The organism is Kitasatospora sp. NPDC048286 (genome assembly GCF_043201735.1).
GTDB lineage: Bacteria > Actinomycetota > Actinomycetes > Streptomycetales > Streptomycetaceae > Kitasatospora.
This window is the reverse complement of the sequence record NZ_JBICZE010000003.1, coordinates 88,702-105,919: the sequence shown is the minus strand read 5'-3', so window position 1 is coordinate 105,919 and position 17,218 is coordinate 88,702. Positions and strand designations below refer to the sequence as shown.

General features: G+C 71.3%; 10 protein-coding genes. 8 read left to right on the top strand and 2 right to left on the bottom strand.

Features of this window, described 5'->3' with window-relative positions; genetic code table 11:
- The first annotated feature begins 10 nt into the window (after positions 1-10).
- From ACGF13_RS08310 to ACGF13_RS08300, 3 genes are all read left to right on the top strand, one after another.
- A complete protein-coding gene (locus ACGF13_RS08310; RefSeq protein WP_392870361.1) occupies positions 11-712 on the top strand; it encodes a hypothetical protein in 702 nt (233 codons plus the stop codon).
- Positions 713-900: 188 nt separating this feature from the next.
- Positions 901-1,797, top strand: coding sequence for a universal stress protein (locus ACGF13_RS08305; RefSeq protein WP_392870358.1), 897 nt, complete (start codon positions 901-903; stop codon positions 1,795-1,797).
- Between the two features lie 70 nt (positions 1,798-1,867).
- Positions 1,868-2,341, top strand: coding sequence for a nucleoside deaminase (locus ACGF13_RS08300; RefSeq protein ID WP_392870356.1), 474 nt, complete (start codon positions 1,868-1,870; stop codon positions 2,339-2,341).
- 47 nt (positions 2,342-2,388) lie between these two features.
- Here the strand turns inward: ACGF13_RS08300 and ACGF13_RS08295 are convergent, their stop codons facing one another.
- Entirely contained in the window at positions 2,389-4,131 is a 1,743-nt protein-coding gene (locus tag ACGF13_RS08295) for a hypothetical protein (RefSeq protein WP_392870353.1), read from the bottom strand.
- 10 nt (positions 4,132-4,141) lie between these two features.
- Positions 4,142-5,371 (bottom strand): ComEC/Rec2 family competence protein, encoded by a 1,230-nt coding sequence (locus tag ACGF13_RS08290; protein WP_392870350.1) that lies wholly within the window; start codon positions 5,369-5,371, stop codon positions 4,142-4,144.
- A gap of 265 nt (positions 5,372-5,636) precedes the next feature.
- Between ACGF13_RS08290 and ACGF13_RS08285 the strand changes: the two genes are divergently transcribed.
- The 5 genes from ACGF13_RS08285 (at position 5,637) to ACGF13_RS08265 (ending at position 17,200) form a co-directional block, all read left to right on the top strand.
- Positions 5,637-8,207, top strand: coding sequence for a DUF6603 domain-containing protein (locus tag ACGF13_RS08285; RefSeq protein WP_392870347.1), 2,571 nt, complete (start codon positions 5,637-5,639; stop codon positions 8,205-8,207).
- A 10-nt stretch (positions 8,208-8,217) separates the two neighbouring features.
- Positions 8,218-10,440, top strand: a complete 2,223-nt coding sequence (locus ACGF13_RS08280; RefSeq protein WP_392870344.1) for a hypothetical protein — start codon at positions 8,218-8,220, stop codon at positions 10,438-10,440.
- 63 nt (positions 10,441-10,503) lie between these two features.
- A complete protein-coding gene (locus tag ACGF13_RS08275) occupies positions 10,504-14,331 on the top strand; it encodes a hypothetical protein (protein ID WP_392870341.1) in 3,828 nt (1,275 codons plus the stop codon).
- On the top strand, positions 14,328-15,488 hold the full coding sequence (locus ACGF13_RS08270; RefSeq protein WP_392870338.1) for a hypothetical protein: 1,161 nt from the start codon (positions 14,328-14,330) through the stop codon (positions 15,486-15,488). The genes ACGF13_RS08275 and ACGF13_RS08270 overlap by 4 nt, the downstream gene beginning before the upstream one ends.
- A 47-nt stretch (positions 15,489-15,535) precedes the next feature.
- Positions 15,536-17,200: a YncE family protein gene (locus tag ACGF13_RS08265; RefSeq protein ID WP_392870335.1), complete on the top strand. Its 1,665-nt coding sequence runs from the start codon at positions 15,536-15,538 to the stop codon at positions 17,198-17,200.
- Positions 17,201-17,218 lie beyond the last annotated feature (18 nt).

Genomic DNA, 17,218 nt, shown 5'->3' with positions numbered 1-17,218 from the left:
ATGGTCAGGCATGTCCCCCGACGACGTGCGGGCCGAGTACGAGCGCCTCGGCTTCACCCTGCCGCCACGGCCGAGCTGCCGGGAGTCACTGGACGACTTCGACCTGCTGGCCGGTGAGTGGGAGGTCGACTGGTCGCCCTTCCGAACGGACCGTGCCCCGACCTTCCATCAGCTCATGGAAGTGGCCGAGAACCTGGGGCTCAGCCTGCGGGTACTGCTCAGCCGGCTGTCCGCCTACGGAGTGCGAACGGGCATGGTCCTGCCACAGCGCCAGACCGAACTCGACCGCGAGCTGTTCCGCTACGAGGACATGGTCCAGAGCATCTCGGACGAACTGGACGAGGTCTGGTGGTTCTGGCTGAGCCCGGACGACGAGATCCCGTTCTTCCTGTTGGTTCTGGCAGCCAGAGACCTGGGCCGACGTCCCAGGGAACTGGCGGCCCGACTGCGCTCCTACGGTCTGCGCGTGTCCCACGACGACCTCCCGCCCGGTCTCACCCAGGGGGCGGCCCTGCGTCTGCTGACGGCCGACGGTCTGGTGATGCCCGGCCCGAAGGACCCTCCGATGCGGCTCGTCCAACTCGTCCGCATCGCCCGGTGTGTCGACGTGCCCGTGCAGGAGACCGCCCGGCACCTCCGCGACCTCGGCGTCCACGTCGGTGACCTCGCGGCCACCGTGCGGGCGGCTCTGGCACGGGTGCCGCTCGCCTGACCGGCCAGGACGTCCCCGGCGTAGCACCGCAGGCCCCGCGCCGGGGACCGGCCGGACCCTGCCGAAGTCGGCGTTCGGTGGTGCCATGGAAGTACGAACGGCCGGGTCCACGGGCCCGGCCCCGTACCGAGCCGGTCGGATACCGAGTGTCACCGACGGCAACGCCTCACCGGCCGAGGAGGACCACCATGACGTCCGCAAGCTCCGAGAGCTCCGACGACCCCGACGACCCCGGCGGTCCCGTCGTCCTCGGCGTCGACGCCCACGAAACCGGCTCGATGGCCGCCGCCTGGGCCGCCGACGAGGCCGCCCGCAAGGGCCTGCCGCTGCGGCTGGTGCACGCCGTGCCGTCGCTGTACCGCGAGTTCCGGCCGTTCGACGAGGGCCGCTACCACAAGGCCCTGCGCGAGCGGGCCGACCGGGCGCTCGACCGGGCCGCCGCCGTCGCCCGGGAGCGCCACCCCGGGCTGGCCGTGACCGCCGTCGTGGCCGAGGACGTCCCGGCGCCCACGCTGTGCCGGGAGTCCCGCCGGGCCTCGCTCGTCGTCCTCGGCTCCCGGCGGCTGAGCCGGATCGAGGAGGCGTTGAGCACGTACTCGGTGGCCGTGCCGGTCAGCGCCCAGGCGCACTGCCCGGTGGTCGTGGTCCGCGACCCCGAGCACACCACCCAGGACCCGCCGTACGTGGTGCTCGGCGTGGACGGCAGCCCGTCCTCGGAACCCGCCGTCGACTTCGCCTTCGCGTACGCGGACGAGCGCCGGGCCGCACTGCGCGTCCTGTGGGTCTGGCAGCGCCCGCCGGCCGGCAGCCCGGACGAGCCCGCCACCGAGCAGTTGCTGCACCGCCTGCTCTTCGAGTCCACCACGGGACGCCACGAGCACCACCCGGACGTGACCGTGACCCACGAGGTCGTGCACGGCCACCCGGTCGAGGAGCTGGCCCGCGCCGCCGAGCACGCCCTCGCCGTGGTCGTCGGCCGGCGCGGCAACGGCGGTTTCACCGGCATGCGCCTCGGCTCCGTGCCCCACGGCCTGCTCCGCCGCGCCCACTGCCCGGTCGTCACCGTGCCCGCTCACCCGCAGTGAGCCCGGATCGGCCGCGTCCTCCGTTCGGCCCCCACTTTCTCCGCCCCTTCCGCCCCTGAGGAGTCCGCCAGTGACCGACCACACCCGCACCCACCTGCTCACGGCCATCGACCTCGCGGCCTCCGCCCGCGCCCACGGCAACCACCCCTTCGGCGCCCTGCTGACCGACACGTCCGGAGGCGTCCTGCTCACGGCCGAGAACACCGTGCTGACGGACCACGACGTCACCGCCCACGCGGAGACCAACCTGGTGCGGCAGGCCTGCCGCACCCTGGCCCCGCACCTGCTCAACGGGACCGTCCTGTACAGCAGCACCGAGCCCTGCGCGATGTGCGCCGGAGCGATCTACTGGAGCGGCATCCGGCAGGTCGTCTACGCGCTCTCCGCCACCGACCTGAACGCCATCGCCGGAGTGGACCCGGACGAACCGGTGCTCGACCTGCCCTGCCGCCAGGTCTTCGCCGCCGGCGGCAACACCGTGGAGGTCTCCGGCCCGCACCTCTTCGAGGAGGCCTCCGCCGTGCACACGGGGTACTGGGGCTGACCGGGCCCCGGTGGAGGCGGAGGCCGGCGGGGGTGCGCCCGGCCGGATCAGCCGGGCAGGGAGGCGAACGCCACGCTCGCGGACTTCGTCTCCGCGAGCACGAGCAGTTGCTTCGACACCGTGTCGTAGCGCAGCCCGAGCGAGGTGAGGGTGGGCAGCACCTCCTGGGGGACCTCTTCGAGGAGGTCCAGCTCCAGCGCGTCGGCGAGTTCGCGGACCGTGATGCCCGGGGTGCCCTTCCAGCGGGCGGTGAGGACGCGGCCGGTCGGATCCTTGCCGTAGTCGACGGTGAAGGTCAGGAGGCGTTCGGTGCCGTCGGCCAGCGGTACGGCCAGCCGCATCTCCCCGGTGACGACGGTGCTGCCCTTGGTCCGGTCGGCGATGACGGACACGACGACGGACAGGGTGCTGTTGCCGACGGCGAGGCTGGTGGCACAGGCGAAGGTGAAGTGGCCCTGGGTGTCGAAGGCCACGGCGAGTTCCTCGACGGTCAGGCTCCTGAGCTGCTCGGGCGCGGTGATGCCCAGGTGCTTCAGGAGGTCGGCGGGCTGGAGCCCGACCGCGTGGGCGGCGAAGGCCCACCCGGTGGCGGAGGACCACGTGCCCGTGACGTCCAGGACCCCGGTGCCGAGTCGCCATTCGGCGGTGACTCCGGCGTACTTGTGCCCCACCTGGTGCGAGACGGTGAGGATGACCGCGGCGAGTTCGACGCCGTCGGTGACCTTCCAGACCTCGGTGAGAGCGAGGTCCAGTCCGTAGCCCCGGTTGTTGGCGCCGGCGGCGAGTTCGGCCCACAGTTCGAGCTCGCTGACGGTCAGCGTCTTCGGGACGGGGATGCCGGAGAAGCGCTCCGCCACCAGTTTCCCGAGGTTCACGGGCTCGGCGAGGACGCCTTTCAACGAGCGCTCCGGTAGGCCCACTTCCACCTCGACCGCCACGCTGCCGGGGAACTCGACCCGGCCGCCGAGGGTGGTCAGCAGCTGGGGGTGGGAGAAGGGATCGAGCACGGAGAGGTCGGCTCGGAGGCCCTTCACGGTGACCCCCTCCACCGGTGTCCACTCCCGGCCCAGGATCACCGTCGGCTGGATCGCCAGGATCCGGTCCTTGCCGCCTCCCCCGGAGGTGCCGCCGTCGACGACGCAGCCGATCGCCAGTGCGGTGAGCGCCAGGCCCGCGCCGGGGGCCAGGTCGGAGGGCAGGTCGAATCCGCCCTGGGCCAGCGAGGCGAAGGCGCGGAGGGAGTCGAGCCCGGTGATGGCGACCGGGTCGAACGCGGCCTGGAGCAGCCAGATGTTCCCCTTGGCCGGCGGATACCCCCACACATAGGGCTTGGGGTGGGCCTGGGCGGTGGGGAAGTCGAGCTCGGCTCCCGCTCCGACCAGCGCCTGCTGTGTCCTGTTCACCCCCGGTTCGACGCCGAGTACCAGGTGGAGGGTGCCGAGGCCGAAGCGTTCGAGCGGGACCAGGCCCCTGCGCACCTCCTTCGGGAGTTCCGTCCCGGCGCCGGGAAGGGCGGCGTCGATCCGCACGCCGACCACCGTGGCGCCGGCCGAGTCGGTCAGGAAGCGGACCGTCGACGGTGCCGTGCTCCCGCCGGACAGCGACAGGGGGCCGGTGGCCGTGAGCCCGTCGACTCGGACGGGGTCCAGCTGTAGCGCGCCGTCCTTCAGGTGGCTCTTGAACAGGTCGGCGGCCGGGGCGAGTTGGAGGTACTCGGGCTGCATGAGCAGCGAGCCCTTCTTCGCGGCGGCGGCCAGGGTCTCGGTCAGGCTCTTCACTGACAGGGGCATCTCGGGCCTCCTACTGGTAAGAGATCTCGTACGCGCCGGGCTTGTACGATCCGTCCGACGTCCGGTCGATCCACAGGATCCAGTCCCGGCCGGTCCATTCAGTCGTGGCCTTACCGGTGGCGAATCTCTCTCCGCCGAAGGTGCTGAAGACACCCTTTCCGGTCGCATCCCTGTTCACGAAGCCAGACAGAGCCGCGGTGTTGTTCTGGTAGGTGTAGTCCCAATGCCTCTTGAGCGGTTTCTTCTGCGAGGTGACCTTCGGCTCCGGGATGTTGTGCCTGGTCCTGACGTCCTCCCAGTTCTTCAGGAGCTCCGCATTGAAGTTGCTGTCCGTGCAGGTCGCGCTCTTTCCTGCAAAAATGACCTTTCCGGTGCTGACGAAGAGCCCATCAGGGGTGACGTAGTCCAGCCAGGCCTTGCATGTCGAGGTCTTGCTGCCGTGGTGCCCGACCTTGAGCCACAGGTTTTTCTCTCGCTTCAACAGCCCGTTCGAGTCGTTCTTGATCAGACATTCTTCGTTCACTTTGAGGGCGTCAGCCATCAACAGAACCTTCTGCCGCTGCCCATTGCCGTCGGGTGCGCCGGCGACCAGGAAGACAAGGCTGTTCAGATTGGCGATCTTCTCTTTTGCGGAATGGACGTACTTGGCCCTGGTCGCAGAATCCCTCGAGGAGGGAAGAGCTCCCCCCGCATTCAGATGATAGAGATTCGGAGTGCCGGGAAGATTCGGGAAGAGCATTTCAGGATCCCCCTGAGTCGGCTTCAGCACCGGGTCACTCTCGACACTGTGGTCAGGACTCGCCAAGCTGTTGGGATCGTCAAGAAGCGTCTCCACGAACCGAACTTCGCTCCTCTCCTCCTTGTAGTCGACGGATGACATCGAGTGCCACACGTTCTTCACCGAGTAGCGCAGCTGATGCTCGGAGTCGAGGAAGATCTCCTCCAGGAGGTTGAAGTGGTCCTCATCAGGATGGCTGATGATCAGGTAATCCAGAACTCCGGGATTCTTCAGATCCATCAGACACTTGTCAATCTCTCGCTTCACGTGTTCCGTCATACGCCTCTTGGCGTCGCCCGTCGCCGACGCGCCCGCCGATTCCCGGGGCGCCACCTCACCCCCCGGCTTGGATCCGCAGTCCAGCAGTACGGCCGCATGCGCCTTGGCTGCGCCCGGCTCATAGAAGGTCATCAGCGTGCAGTCACCCTGCCCCACGTTCAAGAACACCACCTTGACCGGCATGTCGTTCCTTTCGCATCGGATTCGTGTACGAAAGACATCCTGCCCCTCGCAATCACACGCCACCCCGGGCATTGACAGCCCTCATCTATCCGACCGAGCCGGGAAACTCAAGTCACATCCACCGATCGGGTGATATCACCCGGCCAAGCACAGGTCGCGGGCAGACAATACGGGCCACGTCGACTACAAAGCGGTGGGGCCACAGAAGCCAACAGTTCGTATCGGATCAGCCTGGGCCATCGGCCTTCCCCCTGGAGGTGACCACGTGACCGACACGCCCCCGACGAAGGGCGGCGCCGCGCTGCGGCTCCTGCTCGTCCGGCTCAACCTGTCGGCCGGCCTGTCCAGCCTGCCCGTCGTGGGCTCGCAGGTGCCGGAGGAGGTCGACGTCCGGCTGACGGGACTGTGTGTCGACGTCGCCAACCGGGCGCTGGTCCTCACCGACGTCCAGCGGGTCAACGCGATGCTGACGGCGATGGGCGGACAGGGCGCTCCCCTGCTGCTCGCCGAGGCTTCCTGGCCCGGCAAGGCACGGCTGGCCCTCGACGTGGAACTGGGCGGCAAGCACCTGCAGTTGGGGACGCAGGACGGTTCGCCGCCGCCGTCCATGAGGGCGATCGGCCGGAACGACCAGGAGACGATCTCCACGGTCGGCGGGAAGGACCTCAGCGGTACGCCGTCGACGGCCTGGTACACCGTCGACCGCGTCCTCGGCCCGGTGCGCCTGGACCGCCTCGGGGTGAGCTACGCCGACGGCACCGTGTGGCTCCTGATCGACGCGGGTGTCGACATGGGCGGGCTGAAGTTCTCCGGGAGGGGGATGGGCCTGGGCATCTCGCTGCACGACCCCGCGAGGATCACCCCCCGGCTCGACGGGCTGGGCATCGGCTTCTCCCGTCCGCCGATCGAGATCTCCGGCGCCCTGATCAACCAGGTCCGGAAGGGCTATCTCGTCTCCCTGCTGGGCGCCGCGGTGATCGACGTGCCGAGCTTCAGCCTCAGCGCCGTGGGCGGGTATGCCCAACGCGTCAACGCCCAGCCCTCGTTGTTCGTCTTCGGCCAGCTCGGCTTCCCCGCCGGGCAGGGCGTCGGGCCGCCGCCGTTCCGGGTGACCGGGGCCGCCGCCGGGTTCGGCTACAACAGCACCGTCCGGCTGCCGGACATCTCCGAGATCGACACCTTCCCGTTCCTGCCGTCCGCCGCGGGCGGCGGCACGGACGCGATGACGCTCGCCGACTCCCTCACCAGGTCGGCCGCCGGGAAGGCGCCCTGGGTCAGCGAGGCCCCGGGACGCGTCTGGCTGGCCGCGGGACTGCGGTTCGACTCCTTCCAGTTCATCCACGCCCGGGCCCTGGTGCTGGGAGAGTTCGGCCTGACCGGCGGGTCGGACATCACTCTCGCGCTCCTCGGCCAGGCCGACGCCGACTTCCCGCTCAAGTCCACCGGCAGCAGCCGCTACGCGCACGTCTCCCTGGCGCTGATGGCGAGCTACACCTCACGGGAGAACGCGCTGCGGGTGCAGGCGCAGATCCAGCCCGGTTCGTTCCTGGTGCACCCCTCCTGCAAGCTCTCCGGTGACGCCGCCCTCGTCCTGTGGTTCGGCCCGAAGCACGCCGGCGACTTCGTGCTGACCGTCGGCGGCTACCACCCGAAGTTCCAGGTTCCGCTCCACTACCCGGCCGCCAGGCGGCTCGCCATCGAGTGGGACGCCGGGCCCGTGTCGCTGCGCGGCGCCTGCTACGCGGCGCTGACCCCCTCGGCGTTCATGGTCGGCGCCGAACTCGACGTGGCGTTCCACGAGGGCCCCATCCAGGCGTGGTGCCGCGCCGTGCTCGACGCGCTGATCCAGTGGGACCCGTTCCGGTTCCGGGTGACGATGTCGGTGCGGATCGGCGTGCGCATCGACATCCTCATCCCCATCAGCGCGGAGATCGGCGTCGACCTCGACCTGTGGGGCCCGCCCACCGGCGGCATCGCCCACGTGTACGTCGCGTTCGGCTGGACCTTCGACCTCCGCTTCGGGGAGGACCCGCCATCCGAGCCCAAACCCCTCGGCTGGAGCGACTTCGTCTCCCGGATGCTGCCGGGCCCCGTGGCGCAGGTGATCGTCGAGAGCGGCAGGCTGCCCGCGGAGCCCGCCGACGGGGCCACCGAGAAGCCCGACGAGATCTGCGAGATGTCCCGCGACGGCTTCACCGTGCTGACCCGGGCGAGCATCCCGGCCTCCGAGGTCGTCCTCGTCACCCCCGGCCACACCGGGAAGACCGACACCGGCAAGACCATCACCGTACGCCCAACCGGGGTCACGGCGACGTCCGTGCACAAGGTCACCGTCACGCACGACGGCGCCGTCATCGATCCCACCGAGGCCACCTACGGGTGGACGGTCGGCCAGGTCACCGGCAAGGTGCCGCTGGGCCTGTGGGGCGAGCCGCTCAAGTCCGCCGGCCAGGCCCCGCAACTGCCGGTGCCCACGGCGAAGCCCGAGCTCGTCGACCGTCTGACCGGCACCCGGATCACCGCCCCGCGCCGTCCCCCCTCGGGCGGCACGGTGAAGGCCAAGGAGGCGGCCGTCGACCGCGAGGAGCGGAGGATCGACGAGAAGCCGCTCCTCGCCACCGCCCAGTCCGGCAGCGCCCCCACCAGGCCGTACGACCGGAGCACGCTCGCCGCCAAGCTCACCGGCACCGACCGCAAGCCCCTCCTGGAGGCGCTGACGGCGTGCGGGGTGGCCGTCCCGCCCGGCGGCAGCCTCACCGACTCCCTCACCGGCTACGCCGGGCACATCCACTCCTACCTGCGCGCCGACCCGATGACGCGCGGCACCGAGAGCTGAGGCGGCTCCCATGACGACGGACACCACGGGGGCCGCCCGCGATCTGGCCCTCCACGACTACTGGCCGGGCGTGCCGACCGGCGAGTACGTCATCAGGGTCGAGCACACGGTCAAGGACACGACGAAGGCGCAGCAGGTCGACCAGACATTCTCCGGCTCCCGCACCCTGCACGTGCGCGGTCCCCGCTTCGCGCTCACCCCGGAGCAGGTGCACGCCTGCTACCCGGCGTCCGGCGCGAGCGGGAACTTCGCCGACGTCCTGCCGCACGTCGTCCTCAGCCCGGCCGTCCTGCCCTGGGAACGCGTCCTCGCCAAGAGCCGGCCCGACGTGCCGTGGCTGGCGCTGCTCGTCCTCCACGAGAAGGACCTGCCCGTCGACGCGGCCACCGGGCGGGCCGACCAGACCTGCCCGGTCAGGGAGTTGCTGCCCGGCACGGGACACGTGCAGCCGCCGAAGGTCCTGCTGCCCGCCCTCGCCGCGGAGAAGGACCCCAAGCACCCGGAGACGTGCCGCATCATCGACGTACCCGTTGCCTGCTTCACCGACGTCCTGCCCCGCTTCGACGAACTGCCGCTGCTCGGCCACGTCCGGCGCGTCTTTGGCCCCGGAGGCGGTGACCACGCGGTGCTGGTCGCCAACCGGCTGCCGCGCACCGACGGCCGGTACACCGCGCACGTGGTGTCGCTGGAGGGCTTCACCGAGGCCCAACTCTCCGGCAGCGCACCGCTGATGCCCGACCGGACTCCCGCCGAGAAGGTACGCCTGGTGTCCCTGTGGGCCTGGGACTTCACGGTCGAGAGGAAGACCGCGGCACCCGGCTTCCTCGCCGTGGCGCAGCAGGTCGCCACCGGCAGCGCGGGCAGGCTGCCGCTGCGGCTGCCCGACGGCTCCACCGGGAAGACGGCCGTGTCCAAGCGCCTGGCCGACGGCTACGTCCCGGTCGGCCACCAGCTGCCCGACGGCTCGCGCACCTACGCCTGGTACCGCGGGCCGTTCACCCCCGTCGTACCGCACCCGCTGCCCGTCGACGCCAAGACCGTCGTCTCGGAGGCGCAGGCCCTGATCTACTCGCAGGCGCACGGCGTCTTCGACGTCAGCTACGCCTCGGCGTTCGCGCTGGGCAAGGCCGTCACGCTGGCCAACACCGACCTGGCCCGCTCCCTCGGCGAGATCCGCGGGGCCGCCGCCACGGCCGGCCAGGAACTCGCCAAACGCCTGGCCCGCGGGCTGGACATCAACACCGGCCAGGAGCCGAAGAAGGTGGCCGGCAGGTCCGGGACGGTCAACCCGGCGACCGCCGCCGGACCGCTCGCCACCGCCGCCTTCGCCCGGCTCGCCACGGACCACGCCCTGCTCGCCGAACCACCGGCACCCGCCGCGGAATCCGGGGCGGCCGGGGCGGTCACCGTCGAGCCGGACGCCCCGACGCTGGAGCCGGTGGTGAGGGCCACGACGGGCGACCACGCCCGGGCCGCCGTCCGCGCGGTCGTCGCCCAGCACCTCGACCGGGTCACCGGCGCCGGACTCGACCCGGCCAAGCTGCTCGCCGCCGTCCCCTTCGACCACCTGGTGCCCGACCCGAGGCTTCTGCCGGAGGAGAGCGTCCGCTTCTTCCACGTCGACCCCGGCTGGCTCGGGGCCCTGACGGCCGGAGCCAGCAGCCTCGGGCTCAGCACCAGCCTCGACCTGGCCCTGCACGAGGAACTCAACCACCAGGTGCTCGCCACCTCCACACCGCCGGTCGCGGGCATGCTGCTCCGCTCCGCCCTGTGCCGGGACTGGCCCGGCCTGCTGGTCGTCGCCCACCGCGGGAAGCAGGGCGGACAGGGGACGGAGGACGTGCTGAGCGGCCCGCCCCGGCTCCTCGCCGCCGACCTCCTGCTGGCCTTCTTCACGGCGGCCCCCGAGAGCGTCACCCTCCGCCAGCCCTCGCAGGTGCTCCACTTCGGCCTGGACGACACCGACCGGATCAGCCTGCGCTACGCCCGTTCCGGGGACGGAGAGGTGGGCTCCAGCATGGGCCGGGACCTCACCGGCATCCCGCTGCGGCAGCCGAAGGACCCCTCCCGTCCCCGCGAGGTGCTGGACACCGGCAAGCTCCGGACGGCCGTGCAGGACAAGCTCCGCGAGAGCCCGCCCCGGTGGGACGCCAAAAAGGACCTGCCGCCCTGCGTGCTCGGCCTGCAGCTCCTCAACACCCAGGCCCAACTGGTCATCGAGGCACCGAAGTGACGGCCGGCCGGCTTCCCCACGCCACCGACAAGGAACGCCCCACGGACGAGGAACGCCCTGACGATGAGTGACCCCCAAGCCCTGCTCGTGCCGGTCGAGGTCTCGGCCATGGCCGCCACCGACAAGCTGACCAACGCGAGCGCGGACCCCTTCTACCGATGGGTCCCGAAGTTCTACAAGCGCGAGCGGCCCGCGAACCCGGAGCCGGAGCCCTTCATCACCACCTCCCTGAAGGGCGACGCGGCCCGCGGCGTCTACCTGCACTGGCGACTGCCGGACGCGCTGCTGCGCGGGCGGCTCGACCTCAGCACCGGCCGGGGCCCGGCCGCCTTCCCCGTCTTCCCCACCATCCCCAACCGTTGGCTGGTGCTGCGCCACTTCCGGCCCACGGACACCGGCGCACCGCTCCCCGCGGCCGGCGGCTGGCTCGTCCACAGCGACTACCTGGACGCGTCGAAGGGCACCGTGCCCTACCTGCACGACAACAAGGCCACCAAACTCGGCACCAGCACCGACCTGGCCGCGCAGGACTGGACGGAGCCCGCGAACCCGCCAACGCCCTTCCTGACCGCCGCCGGCCCCGGACTGCCGGACTTCCCGGTCTTCCAGCCGTACAACGCCGACGTGCTGTCCTTCCACGACCCGCTGACCGGGCTCGTCACCACCGACGGCACGATCAGCTACCTGGTGGCCGGCTGGCACTCTGCGGAGGGCGAGGACCCGCTCTCCGTCCAACAGATCAAGAAGCTGCTGGACTTCCGCGGCGAGTACGGGCACCACACCACCGACCAGGCCAGGTTCGAGGCGGCGCTGGCCGCCCTCGGCTGGCAGTGCCCGATCGGCACCAAGCCGGTGCACCGCTCCCTGTACGTCGGCACCGCCCTCGGCCTCGCCTGGCGGGTCGACGACCTGCCCGAGTCCGACCTGCCCACGGACCCCAAGGGCGCCCTGACCGTGGCGGTGGGCAACAGCGCCGCCGACGCCCGCTCGGCCCTGCGGGAGGGCGCCACCGCCGAGGACCGGCTGCTCCTGGAGGCCTTCGACCACGGCGTCCTCGACGAACTCGACGACGCCCTGACCGACCACGGGCGCGACATCATGGACGACGCCGCGCACCGGACCTGGTTCGCGCCCTCGCCGGCCGGGTTCAGCTGGCAGATCGTGAACCGCCCGGGCTCCCAGCCACCCCCGACGCCCCCGGCCGAAGCCGCCGCCGAACTGGTTTGGCTGGCCCAGCTCAACGCCCGCCAGCGGAAGTTCGACGACGGCCTGCGACGGCTCGCCGAGCTGCGGCAGCGGCTCTACGACCTGTGGTGGTGGACGTACGACCGCAAGAAGGAGAGCGAGGAGTTCAAGGCCTTCAAGGCGAAGAGCACCATCCAGCTCGACCCGGGCCAGGACGGCCTCGCCAAGGAGACCAGGGCGCAGCAGGAGCTGTGCTTCGGGACGGACGGCAAGGGCGGGCTCCGCGCGGCGATCCCCTGGGGGAACACACCCTCCGACCTGCAGACCGGCATCGACGCCTACCGCCGGGACCACAAGCTGTCCACCGGCAAGCCCCTCGCCGCCCACCGCGAGATCAAGCGGACCCCGGCACCGCCCTACCAACGGCCGACCGACCCCGTCGTCCTGATCAGCGGCAAGGGCGCCCGGATGGCGGCGCCCCGCAGCGGTCCACTGCCCTGCCGCACCGAGAAGCGGCTCCTGAAGGCCGTCGCACTGGAGGGGAGCACGCCCGTCACACCGACGAAGGTTCCGACCGCCCCCGCCAAACTCGCCTCCGTCACCTCGCCGCTGACCTGGGCACCGGTGACCGCCCTGCTCACCCACTTCGCCGTCCTCGAGGAGGCGGCCCGGCTGGTCTGGCCCACCGGCAGCCCCGACCACCGGCCGCGCGGCCCGCTGCACCTGCTGAAGCACGGGGGCAAGACGCTGACGGTCACCGATCGCGAGGGCGACGCCGGGGTCTGGCCCGAGTACACCGACCTGTGGCGCCAGCCCTGGCAGCCGCTCTACCTGCTCTGGGCGGTGCGCTGCCACCCACTGCCCTACCGGACCGGCAGCGGGAGCACCGCCGCCACCCACTGGACCTTCGACGGCCGGGCGCACCACTGGGCCGGCGAGGCCCAGAAGCCCGGCCAGACCGTCAAGGGCCGCTCCCGGCTGTCGGCCCTGCCCGGGTTCGCGGTGCGCGGCAGGGCCGAGGAGTACATCAACCGCTACGTGACCGACAGCGCGCTGGCGAAGACGATCCGCGCTCAGGCCGACTCGGAGCACAACCGCAACCAGATCTCCCAGTCCCTCGACGGCCTCGACGCCTGGCTCGCCCAACGCAAGCCCGCCCACCACTTCGACCCGCTCGGCGGTACCGGCAAGGCACTGCTGACCACCGAACCCGTCGTCGCGAACGCCGAGACCGCCGCCTCCCTGCGGCACTTCGACCCGGTGCGCTCCGCCCAGTTCGTCATCGAGGAACTGACCCTCGTCGACCAGTTCGGCCGCGTCTGCAAGGCCGTCAACGAGACCACGGCCGGGCAGGTCCACCCCCGGCGCTCCGCCGCCGTCCGGCCCGACCCGGACCCGGCCCACCCCGGCAAGCCGCTGGTCGCCGACACGGCCGTCGCCGGCTGGGAGTACCGCTTCGTCCAACTGCCGCCCCGGCTCCACCAGCCCGCGCGCGCCCGCCTGGAATGGCTGCGCCGCACCGACGACGACCAGCCCGTACCGGTCGACGTGCTGCCCGTCGACCCCGCGCACAGCCCGGTGTGCGGCTGGCTGGTGCCCAACCCGCGGGAGCACTCGCTGCTGGTGTACGGCAGCGACGGCGCCGGCCTCGGCGAGCTGCACGTGGCGGGCCCCGCCGGCGCCGAACGCGTCGACTGGCTGCCGCTGCCCGGATCCCGCTGGCTGACGCGCGAACAGATCACCGCCACCCCCGACACGTTCACGGCCGCGCACCCGCACCTCGGCGGCCTGCTGCGCCGGCTGCTGAAGAAACCGCAGGGACAGGGCTCAGCCGAGGGGCCGCCCGCCTTCCGCGACCTGCTCGCGGTGATCGACCTCGCCCTGCACACCATCGCGCCCCCGGGTCAACACACCGACCCGCACTGGACGCTGCTCGCCGGGCGGCCGCTGGCCCTGGTCCGGGCGCGACTGCGGATCGAACTGGCCGCGCCGCCGCTGTACGACGCCACCTGGCAGCGACTGCCGGTGGGCCCACAGGCCGACGACGGCAACGTCCTGCGCTCGGCGCGCTGGCCGGTACGGCTGGGCGACGCCCACCGGGCCGGCGACGGCCTGGTCGGCTACTTCACGACGGACCCCGCCGAAGGCACCAGCAAGTCCACCCCGTACCACCGGCTGTTCACCGGACACCGGCCGGCCGACCCGGAGTCCTCGTTCCCGGTCGCCATCGACGCGGCGGCCGACCCGCGCGTCCTGGCCGCCCACGCCGAGGACTCCGCCGCACCGCCCGCCGCCGACACCGCCGCCTGGGCCACGCTGCTGATCGACCCGTGGGCCGCCGTACACGCCCACAGCGGCATCCTGCCGGTCGTCGCCGCCAAGCTGCCCGAGACGTTCGTACGCGGGCCCATGGCCACCCTGTCCCCCGCGCTGCGCACCGGCCCCCTGCTGGCGAGCGTGCTGCCGGGCGGGACGGTGCCGGGTGACGGGAAACCGTCCGGACCGTCCGTCGCCCTGCCCACCTCGGCGGCCTGGCAGGGCGTCTGGTCCTGGGCGGAACGCACTCCCCCGGGCCACGCCGGCCCCTGGGCGGACCTGCCGCTGTCCGACACCAACAGCGGCGCCCACCCGCCCGGCAGCGTGCCCGTGGCACGCACCGGATTCCTCGCGCTCACCCTGGAACAGCAACCGAAGGGCACGACGTGACCAGAACCGCCACCGGCGCCGCCACCACCGCCGCCCATCGGCTGGCCTGCGTCCTCGACACCACCACGGACGGCCTGGTGCACACCGGCGAGGCCCACGCGGCCGTGCCGAGCGCGCTGCGCCTGACGGTGGGCAACCCCGGCACCGAGACGCTGCGATGTGAGCGGATCACGCTCTCCCTGCCGGTCGGCGACGGGCCCGACAGCCTCACCTCCGACATCGGGCGGCTCCGGCTGGCCGAACCGGCGGGCGGCTGGCGGCTGCAGTCCACCGGGCCGTCCCAGGTCACCGTTCTGCCCGCCGCCGACGCCGGTACCGACACCGGTACCGGCGAGCTGGCGGCGGGCGAGACCCGCACGCTGCTCCTCGAAGGGCTGGCGCCGCACGACTCCGTGGGGGCCGTCGCCCTGGGCAGCACCGTGCACTGGACGGCCGTCGTCGGCGGGGGCACCGGCTCGGCCGCCGACACCTTCATCGTGACCAGGACCGACGTGCAGAGCCTGCTGAAGAACTTCCGGCCGAAGTACTCCGGCATCAAGAACGGCGAGTCCGTCGAGATCAGCTGGAAGGGACTGCCGGAGAAGGACCGCCCGGTCTACCGCCTGTACTTCGACATGACGGAGATCAAGGCGGACGAGAAGACGTACATGGACAAGGACGGCAACGGGACGTACACCACGCCGGCGCTGACCAGGACCACGGCGTTCATGATGCTGGTCGAGTACAAGGGCACCGACTACGGGTGGACCATCGCCGTCACCGTCTCCGAACCCGACCTGACCGTCGGACAGCTCACCAGCAACGGCGTCGTACAGCTGTGGGGCGTGCCGACCACACTGCTCGGGGACACGTCGGGCGCCACCTCGCCCTTCACCAGGACGTACGAGACCGCCGAGACCGACGGCCTGATCGCGGCACGGCTGGACTGCGAGGAGGACGGGAAGGCCGTGGACTTCCACGCCTCCGTCACCTCCGGCTCACCCGCCACCACCCGGACCACCTCGGCCTGCGCCCGTGTGGCCGAGTCACCGGAGAACGTCCTGGTGCCCGTGCCCAAGGGAGCCAGGGTCACGCTGGGAATGAGGGCCGAGGCGGGCAGCTACGGAGGTCAGATCACCTGGTTCCCGCTGGGCACGGGCCGGTTGAAGAGCAAGTAGAGCAAGTAGCGAAGCAGACATCCCGACGAGAAGAGGACCGACCGCACATGACCGGCATCACCGCCGCCCTCAGCCTTCCGGCGTCCAGCGCGAACAAGGCGACCTGCTACCTGTTCCAGGGCACCTGGGCCGCCCGGTACGAACAGAACGGCGCCGCCTGGGAGTTCAGGAACCCCTTCGACCTGCCCCAGCACCTCACCTGGTTCTGGCCGGGCCTGGCCGGCACGGCCGGGCACCGCCCCTACCCCGCGGTCTTCGCCGACAAGGGCGAGATCTTCTTCCTGCGCCCCGACCACCTGGTCCGCTACAACATCGCCAAGAACGAGGTGCAGAGCGAGGCCGACGCCAAGCCGGAGAACACCTTCGACGTCGAGGAACTCCCCGACGACTTCCTCGCCGGGCTCAGCGGCGCGATGGACACCCCGAAGGGCGTCTACCTCTTCAGCGGCCCGCGCTGGGCGCTGTTCAAGCTGAAGGACGGCAGCCTCAAGAAGCACGGCACGCTGGAGAGTTCCCTGCCGAACGGCGTCGACGCCGGCTGCTGGCCCGACAAGTCCGCCAACGGCTACCTCTTCTCCGGCGAGAAGTACCACACGTGCACCGCCGACGCCGGCGGCACGCTGACGGCCGCACCCGGAGGAGCCATCACCGACCTGTGGCAGCACGCCCCCCTCAAGCGCCCGCTCGCGGACATCTACGCCTCCGGCCTGGGTATGCAGCCCGTACGCTTCCGCACCGCCATCGACCTGAGCACCGACACACTCCCCGGAAAGTCAGCGATCACGGCGAAGGGCACCGTGATCAAGGGCGCCGACCTGAGGGCCACGGGCGACCGGTCGAGCTGGAGCATCTCGGGCGACGGCAAGCACGGCTTCCTCGTCAACGACACCAGGATCGTCGCGGTCGACCTGGCCGAGATCACCGGCGACGACCCGGTGATCCGGACGAAGAACATGGACAAGACCCTGTGGGACTGCGCGCTCAGCCGTGACGGCGAGCACCTGTGGACGGGCGGCTTCGAGACCAGGAAGCGGCAGAAGATGCTGCACCGGGTCGACGTCGGCAAGGTGGACTCCCAGGACCTCACGGTGACCTCGTACGACGTCCTGGGGGCGGTGTTCGGAGTCGCCCTGTCAGCGAAGAGCGACAAGGTCTACCCGGGTGTGCTCACCGAGACCAACAACCTGCAGGTGCCGGTGACGAACACCCTCGACGGCTCCCTCATCAACACACTGTCCGGGGACAACGGGTTCGGCAAGCCCCTCGTGGCCGTCAGCGTGGACGGCGGCACGGTCGCGCTCGTGGTCGGCGACGGCGGCGGCTCGGTCAAGGCGTTCAAGGGACAGGACGCTCCCAGGACGATCCCGGTGGGCAACCAGGTGTACGGCCTGGCCGTGACGCCGGACGGCACGCTGTTGTGCGCGGTGGCCGCCAAGGACACGTACTCCGCGGCCGTCGTGGACCTGAGCACGGCCACCGGTGAGGTCCGGCACATCGAACTGCCCGGCATCAGGTACCCCCGCGGCGTGGCCATCGACCCCAACGGGCGCTTCGCCTACGTGGCCGGATACGTCTCCTCGGACTCCGGCAGCAAGGCGCGGCTCTGGGTCATCGACCTCCCCGTGGCCAAGCACTGCGCGACCGTCGAGGCCGACTGGGGATCGACGGAGACCGAGATCGACGACGTCAAGATCGCCTGGCGCTGGGAATAGCCGGACCACGACAAGCCG

What these genes read in the sequence shown, in the direction of transcription:
- ACGF13_RS08310 (WP_392870361.1), top strand. Translation starts at nt 11, where the DNA reads ATGTCCCCCGACGACGTGCGGGCCGAGTACGAGCGCCTCGGCTTCACC.
- ACGF13_RS08280 (WP_392870344.1), top strand. Translation starts at nt 8,218, where the DNA reads ATGACGACGGACACCACGGGGGCCGCCCGCGATCTGGCCCTCCACGAC.
- ACGF13_RS08295 (WP_392870353.1), bottom strand. Translation starts at nt 4,131, where the DNA reads ATGCCCCTGTCAGTGAAGAGCCTGACCGAGACCCTGGCCGCCGCCGCG.
- ACGF13_RS08275 (WP_392870341.1), top strand. Translation starts at nt 10,504, where the DNA reads ATGAGTGACCCCCAAGCCCTGCTCGTGCCGGTCGAGGTCTCGGCCATG.
- ACGF13_RS08305 (WP_392870358.1), top strand. Translation starts at nt 901, where the DNA reads ATGACGTCCGCAAGCTCCGAGAGCTCCGACGACCCCGACGACCCCGGC.
- ACGF13_RS08290 (WP_392870350.1), bottom strand. Translation starts at nt 5,371, where the DNA reads ATGCCGGTCAAGGTGGTGTTCTTGAACGTGGGGCAGGGTGACTGCACG.
- ACGF13_RS08265 (WP_392870335.1), top strand. Translation starts at nt 15,536, where the DNA reads ATGACCGGCATCACCGCCGCCCTCAGCCTTCCGGCGTCCAGCGCGAAC.